16 protein-coding genes are annotated in these 16,506 nt (G+C 70.3%); 9 read left to right on the forward strand and 7 right to left on the reverse strand.

The annotated features are described in order from the left end of the window. Window position 1 precedes the first annotated feature (1 nt). From RS82_RS04715 to RS82_RS04725, 3 genes are all read right to left on the reverse strand, one after another. Complete coding sequence (locus RS82_RS04715; protein ID WP_045297294.1) at window positions 2-604, reverse strand: histidine phosphatase family protein; 603 nt, start codon at window positions 602-604, stop codon at window positions 2-4. A 114-nt stretch (window positions 605-718) separates the two neighbouring features. Next, entirely contained in the window at window positions 719-1,771 is a 1,053-nt protein-coding gene (locus tag RS82_RS04720) for an aldo/keto reductase (protein WP_045297295.1), read from the reverse strand. 287 nt (window positions 1,772-2,058) lie between these two features. Further along, window positions 2,059-4,338: a polyribonucleotide nucleotidyltransferase gene (locus RS82_RS04725; protein WP_045297296.1), complete on the reverse strand. Its 2,280-nt coding sequence runs from the start codon at window positions 4,336-4,338 to the stop codon at window positions 2,059-2,061. Between the two features lie 312 nt (window positions 4,339-4,650). On the opposite strand from RS82_RS04725, the gene RS82_RS04730 reads away from it, so the two are divergent. From RS82_RS04730 to RS82_RS04735, 3 genes are read left to right on the forward strand one after another with little or no spacing between them, the layout of a single operon-like run. After that, entirely contained in the window at window positions 4,651-4,833 is a 183-nt protein-coding gene (locus RS82_RS04730) for a DUF5302 domain-containing protein (RefSeq protein ID WP_045297298.1), read from the forward strand. Between the two features lie 10 nt (window positions 4,834-4,843). After that, complete coding sequence (locus RS82_RS21935) at window positions 4,844-4,978, forward strand: hypothetical protein (RefSeq protein WP_281176459.1); 135 nt, start codon at window positions 4,844-4,846, stop codon at window positions 4,976-4,978. Between the two features lie 13 nt (window positions 4,979-4,991). Next, on the forward strand, window positions 4,992-5,177 hold the full coding sequence (locus RS82_RS04735) for a hypothetical protein (RefSeq protein WP_045297299.1): 186 nt from the start codon (window positions 4,992-4,994) through the stop codon (window positions 5,175-5,177). A gap of 44 nt (window positions 5,178-5,221) precedes the next feature. On the opposite strand, the gene RS82_RS04740 is transcribed toward RS82_RS04735, so the two are convergent. Beyond that, complete coding sequence (locus RS82_RS04740; RefSeq protein ID WP_045297300.1) at window positions 5,222-6,673, reverse strand: cation:dicarboxylate symporter family transporter; 1,452 nt, start codon at window positions 6,671-6,673, stop codon at window positions 5,222-5,224. A 184-nt stretch (window positions 6,674-6,857) separates the two neighbouring features. Here RS82_RS04740 and RS82_RS04745 point away from each other — a divergent pair, with 184 nt between their 5' ends. The 4 genes from RS82_RS04745 (at window position 6,858) to RS82_RS04760 (ending at window position 10,999) form a co-directional block, all read left to right on the forward strand. Next, a complete protein-coding gene (locus RS82_RS04745) occupies window positions 6,858-8,123 on the forward strand; it encodes a sensor histidine kinase (RefSeq protein ID WP_045297301.1) in 1,266 nt (421 codons plus the stop codon). After that, window positions 8,120-8,812: a response regulator gene (locus RS82_RS04750; protein WP_045297302.1), complete on the forward strand. Its 693-nt coding sequence runs from the start codon at window positions 8,120-8,122 to the stop codon at window positions 8,810-8,812. The genes RS82_RS04745 and RS82_RS04750 overlap by 4 nt, the downstream gene beginning before the upstream one ends. A 166-nt stretch (window positions 8,813-8,978) precedes the next feature. Beyond that, complete coding sequence (gene gad, locus RS82_RS04755) at window positions 8,979-10,346, forward strand: glutamate decarboxylase (RefSeq protein WP_045297304.1); 1,368 nt, start codon at window positions 8,979-8,981, stop codon at window positions 10,344-10,346. Next, complete coding sequence (locus tag RS82_RS04760) at window positions 10,343-10,999, forward strand: hypothetical protein (protein WP_245619513.1); 657 nt, start codon at window positions 10,343-10,345, stop codon at window positions 10,997-10,999. The genes gad and RS82_RS04760 overlap by 4 nt, the downstream gene beginning before the upstream one ends. A gap of 18 nt (window positions 11,000-11,017) precedes the next feature. Here the strand turns inward: RS82_RS04760 and RS82_RS04765 are convergent, their stop codons facing one another. Then, a complete protein-coding gene (locus RS82_RS04765; RefSeq protein ID WP_045297305.1) occupies window positions 11,018-13,003 on the reverse strand; it encodes a glycosyltransferase in 1,986 nt (661 codons plus the stop codon). Window positions 13,004-13,142: 139 nt separating this feature from the next. Here RS82_RS04765 and RS82_RS04770 point away from each other — a divergent pair, with 139 nt between their 5' ends. Next, complete coding sequence (locus tag RS82_RS04770; protein ID WP_045297386.1) at window positions 13,143-13,751, forward strand: DedA family protein; 609 nt, start codon at window positions 13,143-13,145, stop codon at window positions 13,749-13,751. A gap of 55 nt (window positions 13,752-13,806) precedes the next feature. Beyond that, window positions 13,807-14,622 carry a DNA/RNA non-specific endonuclease gene (locus RS82_RS04775; protein WP_425411875.1) on the forward strand — a complete coding sequence of 272 codons (816 nt, stop codon included), beginning with the start codon at window positions 13,807-13,809 and terminating at the stop codon, window positions 14,620-14,622. 3 nt (window positions 14,623-14,625) lie between these two features. Here the strand turns inward: RS82_RS04775 and RS82_RS04780 are convergent, their stop codons facing one another. Together RS82_RS04780 and RS82_RS04785 are read right to left on the reverse strand one after the other, a co-directional pair. Then, window positions 14,626-15,276 (reverse strand): FMN reductase, encoded by a 651-nt coding sequence (locus tag RS82_RS04780; RefSeq protein WP_045297311.1) that lies wholly within the window; start codon window positions 15,274-15,276, stop codon window positions 14,626-14,628. A 1-nt stretch (window position 15,277) separates the two neighbouring features. Next, on the reverse strand, window positions 15,278-16,477 hold the full coding sequence (locus tag RS82_RS04785; RefSeq protein WP_157005397.1) for an LLM class flavin-dependent oxidoreductase: 1,200 nt from the start codon (window positions 16,475-16,477) through the stop codon (window positions 15,278-15,280). Between the last annotated feature and the right edge of the window lie 29 nt (window positions 16,478-16,506).

The raw sequence follows: 16,506 nt of genomic DNA on the forward strand, positions 1-16,506 counted from the left end.
GTCAGACGGGGTAGACCTCGGGCAGGCCCGTCCGCAGCTCGACCGGCAGGTGCGCGAGGTCGTTGTGCGACAGCAGCGTCCATGGACGCCCCTGCTTCTGCGCGATGACGGTCAGCCCGCAGTGCGCCTGGTTGAGCGTCATCCAGCGCCAGTCGGGCGCCTGCAACACCTCGCGCACGAACCACGCGATCACGAAGTTGTGCGTGATCAGGAGTTCGTGCACCTCGCCGCGCTTGCGCGCCAGGAACTCGCTCGTCGCGTCCGACATCTGGGCGCGACCCGCCTCGACCTCGGCTTCGGTGATCGAGCCGAAGAACGGCTCGAAAGCGGCGGGGGTCTCGTCTGTCATGCCCGTCGGCACGCAGTCGAACAGCAGGGCGGACGGTTCGGGCGTGAGCGACGGCATCCGTTCGGCGACCGCGCGAGCCGTCTGGCTGGCGCGTTCGAGCGGCGAATGCCACAGCGCGTCGAACGGCACCCCGGAGAGCCGGTCCGCCAGCAGCGCCGCCTGCCGGCGGCCCCGAGGCGACAGCGGTCCGTCGACGAGTCCGTGCTCGGCGTCCTGATGTTCGCCATGCCGCACGAGGTAGATGTAGTGCGTCACGCAGTTCACTCCGTCGGGGATCGCGTGCCCTGGGGAAGGCACAGCATCCAGCCTACGACACCTCGTCGGGGCGGTTCAGCGACTGTGGACGGCGAGTCTCAAGCGCCGGTGGGTCTACTCCGAGGCGCGTCCGATGTCGGCCAGCTGGCTGCGGCTGAGGCGGACGCCGACGCCCTGGACGAGCTCCTCGACGTGCTGCGGCGCGTACGCGTTCACGATGGGCCCGGTGACGAGCTTCTGCGAGAGCAGCCAGGCGACGGCGACCGCCGCATCGGGAACACCCAGCTCGGCGCCGACGGCGTCGAGCGCGCGCAGCGTCCGGCTCCCCCGGCGGTTGAGGTTGGCCGCCAGCTGCGCCCCTCGCACCGAGAGGGCGCCGCGGATCTTCGAGCGCTGCCGGCCCGCGAGGAAGCCGTGCTCCAGCGCGTGCGACGGGGTCACCGCCATGCCCTGCGCCCCGGCGACGAGACGCAGATCGGCGTCGAACTCGTGGCGGCGCAGCACGTTGAACGGGACGTCGAGCACGGTGATCCGGGGGTAACCCGCCGACGCGAAGATGCGCGCCTCGACGAGTTGCGCGGCGCTGTAGCCGATGGCGCCGAGCGCCCGCACCTTGCCGGTCTCGACGAGCCACTCCGCCGTGGCGAGCGTGTCTTCGAGCGACGAGGAGCGATCGGTCGTCGCATCGAGGTAGAGCACGTCGATGCGGTCGGTGCGCAGCCGGGTCAGTGAAGCCTCGACGGCGCGCACCAGGTTCACCGGGCCGAGACCGGGGTTGTCTGCGTGACCGCCGACGCGGACCGCGAGCACGATGTCGTCGCGAAGACCGCGCGACTGCAGCCACTGGCCGATGATGTGCTCGCTGCGACCGCTGGAGTAGCTGTCGGCGGTGTGCACGGTGTTGCCGCCCAGCTCGGCATACGTGTCGAGGATCGCATGGCTCGACTCGAGGTCGACGTTCCACCCGAACTCGGCGGCGCCGAGGATCAGCGGGAAGATGTGCGAGCCGCTCTCGCCGAGCGCGACGCGAACGTTGCTGCCGATCGAGGGGCCCTGCACGGGGATCGGAGCGGAGGGATGCGGGCCGCGCACGACGGCGCCCGGCTGCGTGGATGCGGCATCCGGACTCGACGATGGGAGCGTCGAGTCAACGCCGAAGTAAGCCATGTGCCACCCCCTCACGAGATCCCCGCGGGACTCGTGATCACTGTGCGCGCCCCCCGGCGCTTACACACAGGGTAGGCCAGTCCGGACAGGGCGCCGCTCACTGAGGCGAACTATGGATAAACATTACATAACGCTTTGGTCACAAGGGCTGATCCCCAGGGGATACGTCCCCTGTCCGGTGGACAACGTGCGCGAAGCCCTACCGGACGACGTACGACGGATGCCCGCCCCCTCTCGGGGACGGGCATCCGTGATCCGACGACCGGGTTTCACCGGACGGCGAGGCGTCAGCCTTCGGCGGGAGCCTCCGGGCCCTCGCTGGCCGCGGCGCGACCCTCCTGGTCAGCAGCCTCCTCGAGCACCGGCTCGAGCGAGAGCTTGCCGCGGTCGTCGATCTTCGTGATCTTGACGAGCAGCTTCTGACCCACGGAGAGCACGTCGTCGACGTTCTCCACGCGCTTGCCGCCGGCGAGCTTGCGGACCTCGCTGACGTGCAGCAGGCCGTCCTTTCCGGGCAGCAGCGAGATGAACGCGCCGAACGTCGCGATCTTGACGACCGTTCCGAGGAACTGCTCGCCGACCTCCGGGTTGGTGGGGTTGGCGATCGCGTTGACCTGGGCCCGAGCGGCCTCGGCCGAGGGGCCGTCGGTCGCGCCGATGTAGACGGTGCCGTCCTCCTCGATGGAGATCTGCGCGCCGGTCTCGTCCTGGATGGCGTTGATCGTCTTGCCCTTCGGGCCGATCAGCTCGCCGATCTTGTCGACCGGGATCTGCACGCTGATGACGCGCGGGGCGGTCGGTGCCATCTCATCCGGGCCGTCGATCGCGGCGTTGAGCACGCCCAGGATCGTGAGGCGCGCGTCCTTGGCCTGCGTGAGCGCGGCGGCGAGCACCGACGACGGGATGCCGTCGAGCTTCGTGTCGAGCTGGATCGCGGTGACGAACTCGCTCGTGCCGGCGACCTTGAAGTCCATGTCACCGAGGGCGTCCTCGGCGCCGAGGATGTCGGTCAGCGCGGCGTAGCGCGTCTGGCCGTCGACTTCGTCCGACACGAGACCCATCGCGATGCCGGCGACGGGGGCGCGCAACGGCACACCCGCGTTCAGCAGCGACAGGGTCGAGGCGCACACCGAGCCCATCGACGTCGAGCCGTTGGAGCCGAGAGCCTCGGACACCTGGCGGATCGCGTACGGGAACTCCTCGCGGCTGGGCAGCACCGGCACGAGCGCGCGCTCGGCCAGGAAGCCGTGCCCGATCTCGCGACGCTTCGGGCTGCCGACACGGCCGGTCTCACCGGTCGAGTAGGGCGGGAAGTTGTAGTGGTGCATGTAGCGCTTGCTCGTGACGGGCGACAGCGAGTCGATCTGCTGCTCCATCTTGAGCATGTTCAGCGTGGTGACGCCCAGGATCTGGGTCTCGCCGCGCTGGAAGATCGCCGAGCCGTGGACGCGCGGGATGACCTGCACCTCGGCGTCGAGCGGACGGATGTCGGCCAGGCCGCGCCCGTCGATGCGGACGCCCTCGGCGAGGATGCGGCCGCGCACGATCTTCTTCGTGACGGACTTGTATGCGGCGCTGAACTCGAGCGTCGCGACCGCGGGAAGATCGCCTGCCTCGACGGCGGCGAGCAGCTCGGCCTTGACGGCGTCCTTGATCGCGTCGTCGGCGTTCTGGCGCTCCTGCTTGTCGGCGATCTGGTACACCGGCACGAGCTGGTCGTACGCGCGACCGGCCACGAAGTCATAGACCTCCTGGCTGTACTGCGGGAAGACCGGGTACGGCTGGATCTCCTTCGCCGCGGCGTTCGCCACGACGTTCTGCGCCGCGACGAGCTCCTTGATGAAGGGCTTCGAGGCCTCGAGGCCCTGCGCGACGATCTCTTCGCTCGGCTTGGTGGCGCCGGCCTTGATGAGGTTCCAGCTGTGCTCGGTGGCCTCGGCCTCGACCATCATGATCGCGACGTCGCCATCGGGCAGGACGCGACCGGCGACGATGAGGTCGAACACGGCCTCCTCGAGCTGCGTGACGGTCGGGAACGCGATCCACTGGTCGGAGTGCTCGCCGTGACCCGGGATGAGCGCGAGGCGCACACCGGCGATCGGGCCCGAGAACGGCAGGCCCGAGATCTGGGTCGACAGCGAGGCCGCGTTGATCGCGAGCGCGTCGTAGAACTCGCCCGGCGCGATGGAGAGCACCGTGACGACGATCTGCACCTCGTTGCGGAGACCGTCGACGAACGACGGGCGCAGCGGGCGGTCGATGAGACGGCAGACGAGGATCGCCTCGGTGGAGGGGCGGCCCTCGCGACGGAAGAACGAACCGGGGATCTTGCCCGCAGCATACGAACGCTCTTCGACGTCGACGGTCAGCGGGAAGAAGTCGAAGCCCTCGCGAGGCGACTTGCCGGCACTGGTCGCCGACAGGAGCATCGTCTCCTCGTCGAGGTACGCGGCGACGGCACCCTGTGCCTGCTGCGCGAGTCGTCCGGTCTCGAACCGGACGGTGCGGGTGCCGAAGCGGCCGTTGTCGAGAACGGCCTCAGCGGCGGTGATTTCAGGACCTTCCAAGAGGTCTCTCCTTCTTTGTTTAGGCTCGCACGCGCGTTTCGCGCACGAGCTTGTGCGAAGGAGCAGGAACAGGCAGATCTCGGCGCGCGGGGATGCCGCGGGGTTCGCCAGCGCTGGTCACCAGTAGAAGATCACCCGACGTCGTCCGGCGGGGAATCCACCACAGGGGACCAGCTTCCTGCCGGCCTGCTCCGTGTAGCTCACATATGGAATTGAGCGGTTGCCACACGGCAACCCGCCCAAGCCTATCAGCAGCGCCTCGGATAGCCCCCCACCCTGGCGAGCGTCCGATGCCGCGCCTAGGGTGGGGGCATGAGCACCGACGAGAAGCCGGCGTCTGCGGCATCCGAAGAGATGAAGCGCAAGTTCAAGGAAGCACTCGACAAGAAGAACGCGAATCACCGCGAGGGCGAGTCCCACATGGATGGCGACTCGGCGATCCACGGCACGCACGGCGCGGTCACGAAGCGCGAGTTCCGTCGCAAGAGCGGATAGGAGCAAGGCCATGGTCTTCGACCCGACGTTCCACGAGATCTCGAACGAGGCCGACGAGCTGCCCGACCTGGACGGTCAGGACGACGCCCCTCCCGTCGCGGGCGCCATCGAGCAAGACGAGTTGCCGCCGTACGGCGAGGAGTGATCGCGAGAAGGCAATGAGCGACTTCCGAGAGCGGATCCCCGACGACGAGCGCGACGTGCCCGTCGACGACAGCGTGGAGTTCGAGCTCCCGCCGCCGACCATCGACCCCCTCGAGGCGGTCGAAGAGGATGTCGACGAGCTCGAGCTCGAGGAGCGCGAGTCGGCCATCGAGGCCGGCGAGATCGCCCCGGACGACTGAACGGGCGGGCGCGGGTTCGACCCGCGCCCGCCCGTGCCGTCGGATCAGCGAGAGAGCAGCTCCTCGCGCTCGCGGGCGCGGCGCTCCTTGGCTTCCGCCTCGCTGATCGCAGCCTCCTCGAGGCCCTGCACACCGACCGCGTCCGTGGCGGGCGACATCCCGTCGTGGCCGTCGCCCGACAGGGTCGTCTCGTCGAATGGCAGCTCCCCGGTGAGCACGCGGCGCGCGCGGGAGGCGTCGAACTCCTTCGTCCATGTGCCGATCAGCACCGTGGCGACGGCGTTGCCGGTGAAGTTCGTGAGCGCACGGCCCTCCGACATGAACCGGTCGATGCCGACGATGACGCCGACGCCGTTCACGAGATCGGGCCGGTACGCCTGCAGACCGCCGGCGAGTGTCGCCAGGCCCGCACCGGTGACGCCGGCTGCGCCCTTCGAGGCGATGATCATGAAGACGAGAAGGCCGATCTGCTGGCCGATCGACATCGGGGCGCCCATGCCGCTCGCGATGAACAGCGAGGCCATCGTCAGGTAGATCGCGGTGCCGTCGAGGTTGAACGAGTACCCGGTCGGCACGGTGATGCCCACCACCGGCTTCGAGACACCGAGGTGTTCCATCTTCGCGATGAGGCGGGGCAGCGCCGATTCGGACGATGACGTGCCGACGATCAGCAAGTACTCGCGCGCCAGGTACTTGATGAGGCTGAAGATGTTCACGCGGGTGACGGCGTACAGCAGCGTGCCGAGGACTCCCACGATGAACAGCACGCACGTGATGTAGAACGCGATCATCAGCGTGCCGAGGGCCCAGATCGCGGCGATGCCGGTGTTGCCGACCACTGCGGCGATGGCGCCGAAGGCTCCGATCGGCGCGAGCCACAGGATCATGCCGAGGATGCGGAAGACCAGCGCCTGCAAGTGCTTCACCGCGTTCATGATGGGCGTGCCCTTGTCGCCCATCTGCTGCAGCGCGAAGCCGACGAGGAGAGCGATGAAGAGGACCTGCAGCACGCTCTCGCCGGTGAAGGCCGAGAAGAACGTCGCAGGGATGATGCCGAGGATGAACTCCTGCGTGGTCTTCGCCTCGGCGGTCGCCTCGTATGTGGCGTTCGCCATGTTCAGACCTTCGCCCGGGTGCAGCAGGTTGCCGACGACGAGGCCGATGGCGAGTGCGAACGTCGACATCACCATGAAGTACAGCAGCGCGAGACCGCCGATCTTGCCGACGGTGGCCGCTTTCGCGATGGAGCCGACGCCCACCACGATCGTGCAGAAGATGATCGGCGCGATCATCATCTTGATGAGGGCGACGAAGCCCTCGCCGAGCGGTTTGAGCGCGACTCCGACGTCGGGCCAGACCAGCCCGACGATCGCGCCCAGGACGACGGCGGCGATGACCGAGAGGTAGAGCCAGGTGTGCTTGTCCCACGCCTGCTTGCCACGTCTCCAGTTGAAGCCGGGCAGCGTGAAGGACGTGGTGCGGGTTGAGAGAGCCATCATTGCCTCCTGCGGGATGAAACGGCGGTGTTTCCGCGGTGCCGCTCGAGAGTGCGGCGTGTGAGACAGCGTGCGCGTCTCGGAGGCGACCGGCGATTTACGGTCGTATTGGTCGCACCCGCGGACTCCCGCCTGCCGCCCTCGGCAGGCGAGGATGGAGGCGGCGGCATCGACGAGGAGGGCCATGTCAGCGAAGACGCAGCGGGGCAGCGCGGCATCGCGCGTGTTCGTCGTCGTCGCCGTCTCGGCAGCCGTGATCGTCGCCGCCCTCGCCGCCGTGCTCGTGCTCGACGCGGAGCGCTCCGAACGGAACGAGGCCGAGGAAGTGACGCGGGCGGTCGCGTCGTCCCTCGCGTCGCTGCCCGAGGTGGCTCAGTCCCTGAGCGCGCCCGACCCTTCGGAGGCGCTGCAGCCGCTCGCGGCTGACGTGATGGCGCAGACAGGCCTGGACTTCGTCACGATCATGACCCCGGACGGCATCCGAGTCAGCCACCGCGACCCCGCCGAGATCGGCCGGCACTACCTCGGCACGATCCCGAGCACGCCGAGCGTCTTCACCGAGGAGTTCACGGGCACGCTGGGCCCGTCGGTGCGGACGATCGTGCCGGTGACCGCCGAGGGCGAACTCGTCGGCTGGGTCTCGGTCGGCGTCACGATCGGCAGCATCTGGTCGAAGATCCTGCCGCGGCTGCCCTTCGTCGTGTCGATCGCACTGGCCCTGCTCGCGGCGGGCCTCGTGGGCGCGTGGCTCGCCCGCCGCACGACTCGGCGCGTTGCAGGCGACCTGCCCGCCGGGACGATCCGCGACGCGGTCGCCTCGTACGAGTCCGTGCGGACGCTCGGCGAGGCGCTGCGCGCGCAGACCCACGAGCACGGCAACCGCATGCACACCGCGGTGTCGCTGCTCGAGCTCGGCCGCACCGGCGAGGCGATCGAGATCCTCACCGAGACGTCGCGGCAGAGCCAGGAACTCGTCGACCAGGTGGCTGCACGGCGTGGCGGCGACCCCACCGTGGGGGCGCTGCTGCTCGGCAAGGCGGCCCAGGCACGTGAGCGCGGCATCGAGTGGTCGGCCGAGATCGACCCGGACGCGCCACGAAGCGTGCTGTCGCCCGTCGACGCGGTGTCGGTGGTCGGCAACCTCATCGACAACGCGATGGATGCTGCGGCCGCAGCGGAGGCGCCCCGCTGGGTGCGGGTCGTGTTCGGGAGGACGCCCTCCTCCCCCGCGTCGCTGCGTATGGAGGTGTCGGACAGCGGCACCGGCGTTCCCGCGGCGCTGCGAGAGCGCATCTACGAGCACGGCTTCACCACCAAGCCCGGCGGAGCCGAGGGACGCGGTGTGGGCCTCGCGCTCGTCCGCTCGATCGTGGCGAGCGCAGGCGGTCGGCTGGAGCTGCGCGACGACCCGACGGCCTTCGTGGTCACCCTCCCGGCGAGGCCGACATGATCCGCGTCCTCCTCGTCGACGACGACGCGCTCACGCTCGAACTGCACCGGGACTACCTCGCGCGCCTGGACGACTTCGAGGCCGTCGCCGAGTGCACGGGCGCTCGTGCTGCGATCGACGCCGTGCTGGAGCGCGGGGACGAGATCGACCTCGTGCTGCTGGACGTCACGATGCCCGACGGCACAGGGCTGGACGTGCTGCGGCACGTGCGCGCCCGCGGCGCCGCCGTCGACGTCATCGCGATCACGGGCGTCCGTGACGCCGACGTCGTGCGGCAGATGGTGTCGCTCGGCGTCGCTCAGTGCCTCGTCAAGCCGTTCACCTTCGCCGTCTTCCGCGAGCGCCTGGAGCAGTACCGCGAGTTCCGGCGGCGCGCGGCCGAGGCTGCGGGTGCACCGACGCAGGCTGAGATCGACGCGCTCCTCGGGGCGCTTCGACCCGCGACCCGGGTGGCGCTGCCGAAGGGCCTCTCCGCCGACACGCTCGCCCGCATCAGCGACGAGGTGCGCGAGCGCGGCCCCGTCTCGGCCGCGGAGGCCGCGCAGCGGCTGGGGATGTCGCGCGTCGCCGCTCGTCGCTACCTCGAGCACCTCGTGACGGAGGGCCGCGCGCAGCGCGCGGCGCGCTACGGCACGCGCGGCCGGCCGGAGTCCGAGTACGCGTGGGCGCAGCATCCGTCCCTTCCGTAAGGCGAACAGCGACGAAACATCGCGCTCACGCGCGATTCAGGGATGACGGCAGGACCTCAGCGGTATAGCTTCGGCACCGAAGGGGCCGAACCGGGGGTGCGGTGGACTGGGCACCGCACACTCCGACGCGCATCCGCGCGACAGGTCCGCAAGCGACGGAGGATGCATGTACCAGGACGAGGCGCTCCAGCCCACCTTCACCCGAGCCGGCGAGGCGACGACCGCGAGATACAACGTCATCCCCGAGGGAGAGATGCTGCCCGAGACGGCGTACCGCGTGATCCGGGACCAGACGATGCTGGACGGCAACGCACGCTTGAATCTCGCGACCTTCGTCGGCACGTGGATGGACGACTACGCCAACCGGCTCGCCGTGGACTCCGCCGACAAGAACATGATCGACAAGGACGAGTATCCCGCCACGGCTGCGATCGAGGAGTGCTGCTGGCGCATCCTCGGCGACCTGTGGAACGTGCCCGACAACGACGACGTGATCGGCACGTCGACCATCGGCTCGTCGGAGGCGTGCATGCTCGGCGGCCTCGCACTCAAGCGTCGCTGGCAGCACGCACGTCGCGCGGCAGGGAAGTCCACCGAGAAGCCGAACCTCATCATGAGCTCGGCGGTCCAGGTGTGCTGGGAGAAGTTCTGCAACTACTTCGACGTCGAGATGCGGCTGATCCCCGTGACCGCGGAGCACCCGCTGATGGACGGCACGGGGCTGGAGGACTACGTCGACGAGAACACGATCGGCGTCGTCGCGATCGTGGGCGTCACCTACACGGGCGCGTACGAGCCGGTGAAGGCCATCGCCGCGAAGCTCGACGAGATCCAGGAGAAGACCGGGCTCGACATCCCGATGCACGTCGACGGCGCATCGGGTGCCATGATCGCGCCGTTCCTGCAGCCCGACCTCGAGTGGGACTTCCGTGTGGAGCGCGTGCAGTCCATCAACACGTCGGGCCACAAGTACGGGCTCGTGTATCCGGGGGTCGGCTGGGTGGTGTGGCGCAACGCCGCGGCGCTGCCCGACGACCTCGTCTTCAAGGTGAGTTACCTGGGCGGTTCGATGCCCACCTTCGCGCTCAACTTCTCGCGTCCGGGCACGCAGGTGCTGCTGCAGTACTTCCGGTTCCTCCGGCTCGGCCGCGCCGGCTACACCGCGATCCAGCAGGCCTCGCAGGACGTCGCCGTGTACATCTCGTCGGGGGTCGCCGAACTCGACGCGTTCGAGCTGCTCAGCGACGGCACCGACATCCCCGTGTTCGCCTGGCGGCTCACCCCGGGCCACACCGACAAGTGGACGCTGTACCACCTGTCGGAGCGACTGCGGATCAAGGGATGGCTCGTCCCCGCGTATCCGCTGTCGGGCGAGCTGTTGGATCAGACGGTGATGCGCATCGTGTGTCGCAACGGGCTCAGCCGCGACCTCGCCGAGGACCTGCTGAAGGACATCCGCAGCGAGACCGAGTTCCTCGACTCGCTCGAGAGTCCCATGCCCCACCCCGGCATCGGCCCCAGCTTCCACCATTGAGCGCGCGACGACCGCTGGACCCGACCGCGCGGCGGATCCGGCGACTCCGGCGGGAGTCCTGGGGCTTCGCAGTCGGGTCGGCGCTGTTCTTCATCGGCGTCGTCCCGGCCTACGCCGCGTGGGCGGGTCCGGTCGGCGCCAACGTCACGTTCTTCGCGGGATCGATCTTCTTCACCACGGCGGGTCTGATCCAGCTCCTGCTGAGCGGGCGCCGCGCGCCTGACGCGCGCATGAACCGGGCGGACCGCGTCGACTGGTGGGCCGCCGCCATCCAGTTCGCCGGCACGCTCCTGTTCAACGTGTCGACCGCGGCCGCCCTCATCGCCGCGATCACGGATCCGGACTACGTCGGGGCCGGATGGCGGCCTGACGCGTGGGGCTCCGCGGCCTTCCTCGTCTCCAGCGTCCTGGCGGTCGTGGCGACGAAGGACCGGGGAACGCTGTGGGATCGCGACGCGCGCACATGGCACGGCACCGGCCTCAACCTGCTGGGGTCGATCGCCTTCGGGGTGTCGGCGGTCGCCGCGTTCGTCCTGCCGTCGACCGGCGAGCTCGTGAGCCCGCTGTGGGCGAACCTCGGCACGGGCGTCGGCGCGCTCTGCTTCTTCGCGGCGGCCCTCCTCGCCCGCCGTACGATCGGCGAGGCGGAGTGAAAGGACGAAGCGGATGCCTCATCCGGCGTGCACGCGAGCATGCACGTCGCCGGGTCCGCCGATGAGCACGTAGTCCGTGTGCTTGGCGACGAGCCCGTCGCCGGCCGTGCGGCCCTGGAGCCGTCGCCACACCCACGGCAGGGCGTCCCGGCGCAGCCACGTGCCCGGCAGCACCCGGTCGTCGTCGGCGTGCAGGCTCGCGTCGAGCTCACCGAGCGCTTCGGCGTCGGGCACCCCGAGCGCCTCGGCCGCGCGGTAGGCGAGGTACCGGTGGCCGCGCGGACGCAGGTGCACCTTGTCGTCGGCCCAGAGGTCGAGGTCGCCGATGGCGGGGAGCCCGCGCGCGTCGAGGAACGCGTCGGTGTCGAGCAGCACCGCGCCGGTGGCCGCGGCGATCCGGCGCAGCTCCGACGAGAACACCGCGAACCGGCGGGCGAACAGCCGCGCCGGGCGCCGACGCGGGAGGAAGGGCGTCACGAGGAGCACGTCGATTCCGGCGCTGCGCAGCTCCCTCACGGACTGTTCCAGCTCGCACGCGACGGCGATCGGGTCGACGCGGCGCCCGACGAGGTCGTTGGCGCCGACGAGGATCGACACCAGCTGCGGCCGCAGGGCCAGCGCCTGCGGCACCTGCTCGCTCACGACGTGCCGCACGCGACGGCTTCGCACCGCGAGGTTGGCGTAGCCGAACGGCTCGCCCGCATGGCCGGCGTGCGCGAGCAGCTGTGCGAGTCGGTCCGCCCACCCGCGGTACTGCCCCGTCGGCATGCGCGAGACGTCGCAGAGCCCCTCGGTGATCGAGTCGCCGAGCGCGACGAACCGCGACCACGAGCCCCGCGAAGCAGGTGTCGGAACCGCCGGCCGGGTCGCCGCACGCTGGGGCTGCGCGTCGTCGATGGGGCGCAGCATCCGTGCCTCGTCATAGTGCTCGACCAGGCGGCTGCAGACGGCGTGCCACGTGCGCTCGCGCACCGACTCGTGGGCCGCGGCGGCGAACGCACGGCGCTTGCCGTCGTCGCCGATGAGATCGGCGACGCGGGCGCGCAGATCGACCAGGTCTCCGGGCCGGTAGAGCCAGCCGTCGACCGAGGATCGCACCAGGTCGACGGGTCCGCCGACGCCGGTCGCCACGGCGGGCACGCCGCTGGCGAGCGCCTCCTGGATGGTCTGCCCGAACGTCTCGCTCTCGCCGGGGTGCACGAACACGTCGAAGCTCGCGAGCGCCTCGGCGAGCGCGGGTCCGGTGAGATGCCCGGTGAAGACGGCGTCGGGCAGCGCGCGTTCGAGCGCCGGTCGTGAGGGTCCGTCACCGACGATGACGAGGCGCGTCCCCGGGAGCCCGGCGAGCGCCGCGAGATCCTCGACCTGCTTCTCGGGCGCGAGGCGGCCGACGTAGCCGACGATCGCGTGGCCCCGCGCGACGCGCGCGCGCCAGCCGTCGCTGCGCCGCTCGGGACCGAAGCGCTCGGCATCGACGCCGCGCCCCCAGCGACGGAGGCGGTCCACGCCGAGCTCCTCGAGCTGCTGCAGCGACGCGGTCGACGGCGCCAGGGTGAGCGTCGCCCGTCTGTGCAGCCGCCCGATGTGGCGTCCGACGAGCGCGGCGGCCTGCGGCATCCCGTACTTCTGCGCGTACGCGACCACGTCGGTCTGGTACACGGCGACGGAGGGCACGCGCAGCGCATCGGCGGCCGCGAGGCCCTGCCAGCCGAGCACGAACGGCGACGCCAGGTGCACGACATCCGGCCGGAACTCGCGGAGGATCGCCGTCAGCCGGGCGGCGCGCGCGAACACCACGCGCACCTCCGGATACGACGGCAGTGGCGCCGAGCGCAGCAGCTCGGTGCGCGCGCCGTGGAGATCGGTGGTGATCTCACCGGCGCGCGGGGCGATGACGAGGGTCTCGTGTCCTTCCGCGGCCAGATGCCGGAGGACCTGGAGCACCGATCCCGTCACCCCGTTCATGTGGGGCAGGAACGATTCGGCGAGCAGTGCGACTCTCACGCCTCCAGCGTGACGCGACGGATGAAGACGGATGCCGCGAACCGGCGTCCGTGCGGAAGAGTTCACCGGATGCACCGCGGCGGGTCACCGGACGTGCCCCGTTCCGTCGCCGTTCACCGCGGGCGGGTACCAAGAAGACATGCTCGAGGACCTGCTCACCACGGTGGCGTCGAGCGCGTGGGCGCTGCCGCTGCTGTTCGTGCTCGTGCTGGGCGACGCGTTCCTGGTGGTGATCCCCGGCGAGGCCGCCGTCACCGCGCTGGGCGCGCTGGCGGTGTCGCAGAGCGAGCCCCCGCTCGTGGCGATCGTGCTCGTGGCCGCCGCAGCCGCTCTCACCGGCGACGCCGCGTGCTACCTCGTGGGGCGCTCGATAGGCCCCCAGCGCTGGCGCTGGATGCGCACGTCGCGGGCGCAGACCGCCTTCGCCTGGGCGCGGCTGCGCCTGGAGCACCGTGCGGCACTGGTGCTGTTCTCTGCGCGGTTCATCCCGTTCGCGCGACTCGCGGTCAATCTGACGGCGGGTGCGACGCGCTTGCCGGCGCCGCGCTACCTCGCCGTGGCCGCTCTCGCCGCGCTCGCGTGGGCCGTCTACCAGGCCCTCGTGGGGGCGGTCGTGGCGGCGCTCGTGCCCGGCGGGCCCGTCGTGGCGGTCGTGGTCTCGGTGGCGTTCGCGGTCGGCCTCGGGCTCGCCGTCGACGCGGTTCTCGCGCGCCGGCTGCGGGACCGCAGCGCCGCGGGCGATGACTGAACAGGCGGCCTCGCGCGATGTCGCCGGGGACGACAAGGATGGGGACGTGGCAGACGTGACCTCGGACGCATACGACGACGGCTTCCTCGGCATCCCGCTCCCCCTCCCGCGTCCGGTGGATGGGCGCGAGGTGCGCGAGCTGACCTACCCTCGGTTCACCGTGCTCCTCGATCCCCAGCGCCGGCTCGCGGTCGTGACCGGCGTGAACATCGACGGGGCGACGCTGCAGGACCTCCCCCGCACCGGCGAATGGGAGCTCGATCCGCGCGTTCCCGTCGCCGAGCAGGCGGGGCCCGCTGTCTACGCCTCGAACGACCTCGACCGTGGGCACCTGGTGCGCCGACGCGATCCGGGGTGGGGCTCGGCGGCCGAGGCGCGGCGGGCGACGGAGGCGACGTTCACGTACCCGAACGCCGCACCGCAGGCGAGCGGGTTCAACCAGTCGAAGGAGCTGTGGCTCGGCCTCGAGGACCACGTGCTCACGTTCGCGCAGGCGACCGACGAGCGACTCAGCGTCTTCACCGCACCGGTGCTGCAGGCCGACGACCCCGCCTACCGCGGCATCCGTGTTCCGCGACGCTTCTTCAAGGTCGCCGCGTGGGTGACGCCTGACGACGACGGGATGCCGCGGCTCGCGGCCGCGGGCTTCGTACTCGACCAGTCGGAGCTCATCGACCTGAGTCGGGGTGTGCTCGCGGTGCCGGTGCTCGGCGCGTTCCGCACGTTCCAGGTGCCGATCGCCGACATCGAAGAGCTCACCGGTGTCGATCTCGGCCCACTGGTGGCCGCCGACGTGCTCCCCCGCACGACGGTTCGCGGAGAGGACGCATGGCGCCCCCTCCGCGAACCGGAGGATCTCGTTCTCGGCTGAGGGCTACTCCCCCGCGAGACCGCCCAGCAGGTGGCCGAACGAGCGTCCTTCGCCGAGGTAGTTGGCGGGGTCGAACGGATCGGAGTCGGAGGCCGGCTCCCGACGCGCGATGGCGTCGGCGAGCTCCCGGGCGCCGCGGTCGATGCGCTCACCCAGCGGGGCCACGTTGTCGGCCGAGGCACCCCAGTCGCTGGACGCGGCGAACACTCCGGTCGAGACCGGCTCGGCGTGCAGGTACGTGAACAGCGGCCGGATCGCGTAGTCGATCGCGAGCGAGTGGCGGGCGGTGCCCGCGTTCGCGCCGATCAGCACGGGCTTGCCCGTGAGGGCGTCGGGGTCGAGCACGTCGATGAATGACTTGAACAGTCCCGAGTAGCTCGTCGAGAAGATCGGCGTGACCGCGATGACCGCGTCGGCCGACACGACGGCGTTGATCACCGATTCGAGCGCCGGAGGCGCGAACCCCGTGAGGAGGTTGTTCGTGATGTCGTGCGCGTGGTCGCGCAGCTCGAACACATCGACCTCGACCTCGATGCCGCGCTCGGAGAGCTGCTTCGCGGTCGCTGCGGCGAGCCGGTCGGCGAGCATGCGGGTCGACGACGGGTTCGACAGACCGGCCGAGATCACCGCGATGCGGCGTGCGGAGCTGGTCATGTCATGCCTCCTTCCGGCTGAGACCGAACGCCGCGCCCGCGGGGGCGGGGGTGTCGGCGTAGGGGCTCGAGCCCACGAGGTTGTCGCCGCGGTTCGCGCCGGGAACGGCCTGGCGCGGCGCCTCGTCGCCGTACTTCGCGGTCACGAGGTTGGCGTGGGTCGGGGCATCCGGAACGTCCGCCGGACGGTTCTTCTGCAGCTCCTTGCGCAGCACCGGGACCACTTCGCCGCCGAGGATGTCGAGCTGCTCGAGCACGGTCTTGAGGGGCAGGCCGGCGTGGTCCATGAGGAACAGCTGGCGCTGGTAGTCGCCGTAGGTCTCGCGCATAGCGGCGTATCGGTCGATCACCTGCTGGGGCGACCCCACCGTGAGCGGCGTCATCTCGCTGAAGTCCTCGAGCGACGGGCCGTGACCGTAGACCGGCGCGTTGTCGAAGTACGGGCGGAACTGCTTCACCGCGTCCTGCGAGTTCGCGGCCATGAAGACCTGTCCACCGAGGCCGACGATCGCCTGCTCGGGCGTGCCGTGCCCGTAGTGCGCGAAGCGCTGACGGTACAGCTGGATCAGGCGCTGGTAGTGCTCCTTGGGCCAGAAGATGTTGTTCGCGAAGAAGCCGTCACCGTAGTACGCCGCCTGCTCCGCGATCTCGGGGGTGCGGATCGAGCCGTGCCACACGAACGGCGCGACGCCGTCGAGGGGACGCGGTGTCGAGGTGAATCCCTGCAGCGGCGTGCGGAACTGCCCCTCCCAGTCCACGACGTCCTCCCGCCAGAGGCGGTGCAGCAGGTTGTAGTTCTCGATCGCGAGGGGCAGGCCCTGGCGGATGTCCTTGCCGAACCACGGGTACACCGGGCCGGTGTTGCCGCGGCCGATCATCAGGTCGGCGCGGCCGTCCGACACGTGCTGCAGCATCGCGTAGTCCTCGGCGATCTTCACCGGGTCGTTCGTGGTGATGAGCGTCGTGGCGGTCGAGAGGATGAGGCGCTCGGTCTGCGCCGCGATGTACGCCAGCGTCGTGGTCGGCGACGACGACCAGAACGGCGGGTTGTGGTGCTCGCCGAGCGCGAAGACGTCGAGGCCCACGTCCTCGGCGTGCTTGGCGATCTTCAGGGTCGCCTTGATCCGCTCCGCCTCACTGGGCGTGGTGCCGTCGGTCGGGTCCTGGGTGATGTCGCTCACCGTGAAGATGCCGAACTGCATTCCCGACCACGTGGTGCTCTCGCTCACGA

Origin of the sequence: Microbacterium trichothecenolyticum (genome assembly GCF_000956465.1) — a bacterium.
Classification (GTDB): Bacteria; Actinomycetota; Actinomycetes; order Actinomycetales; family Microbacteriaceae; genus Microbacterium; species Microbacterium trichothecenolyticum.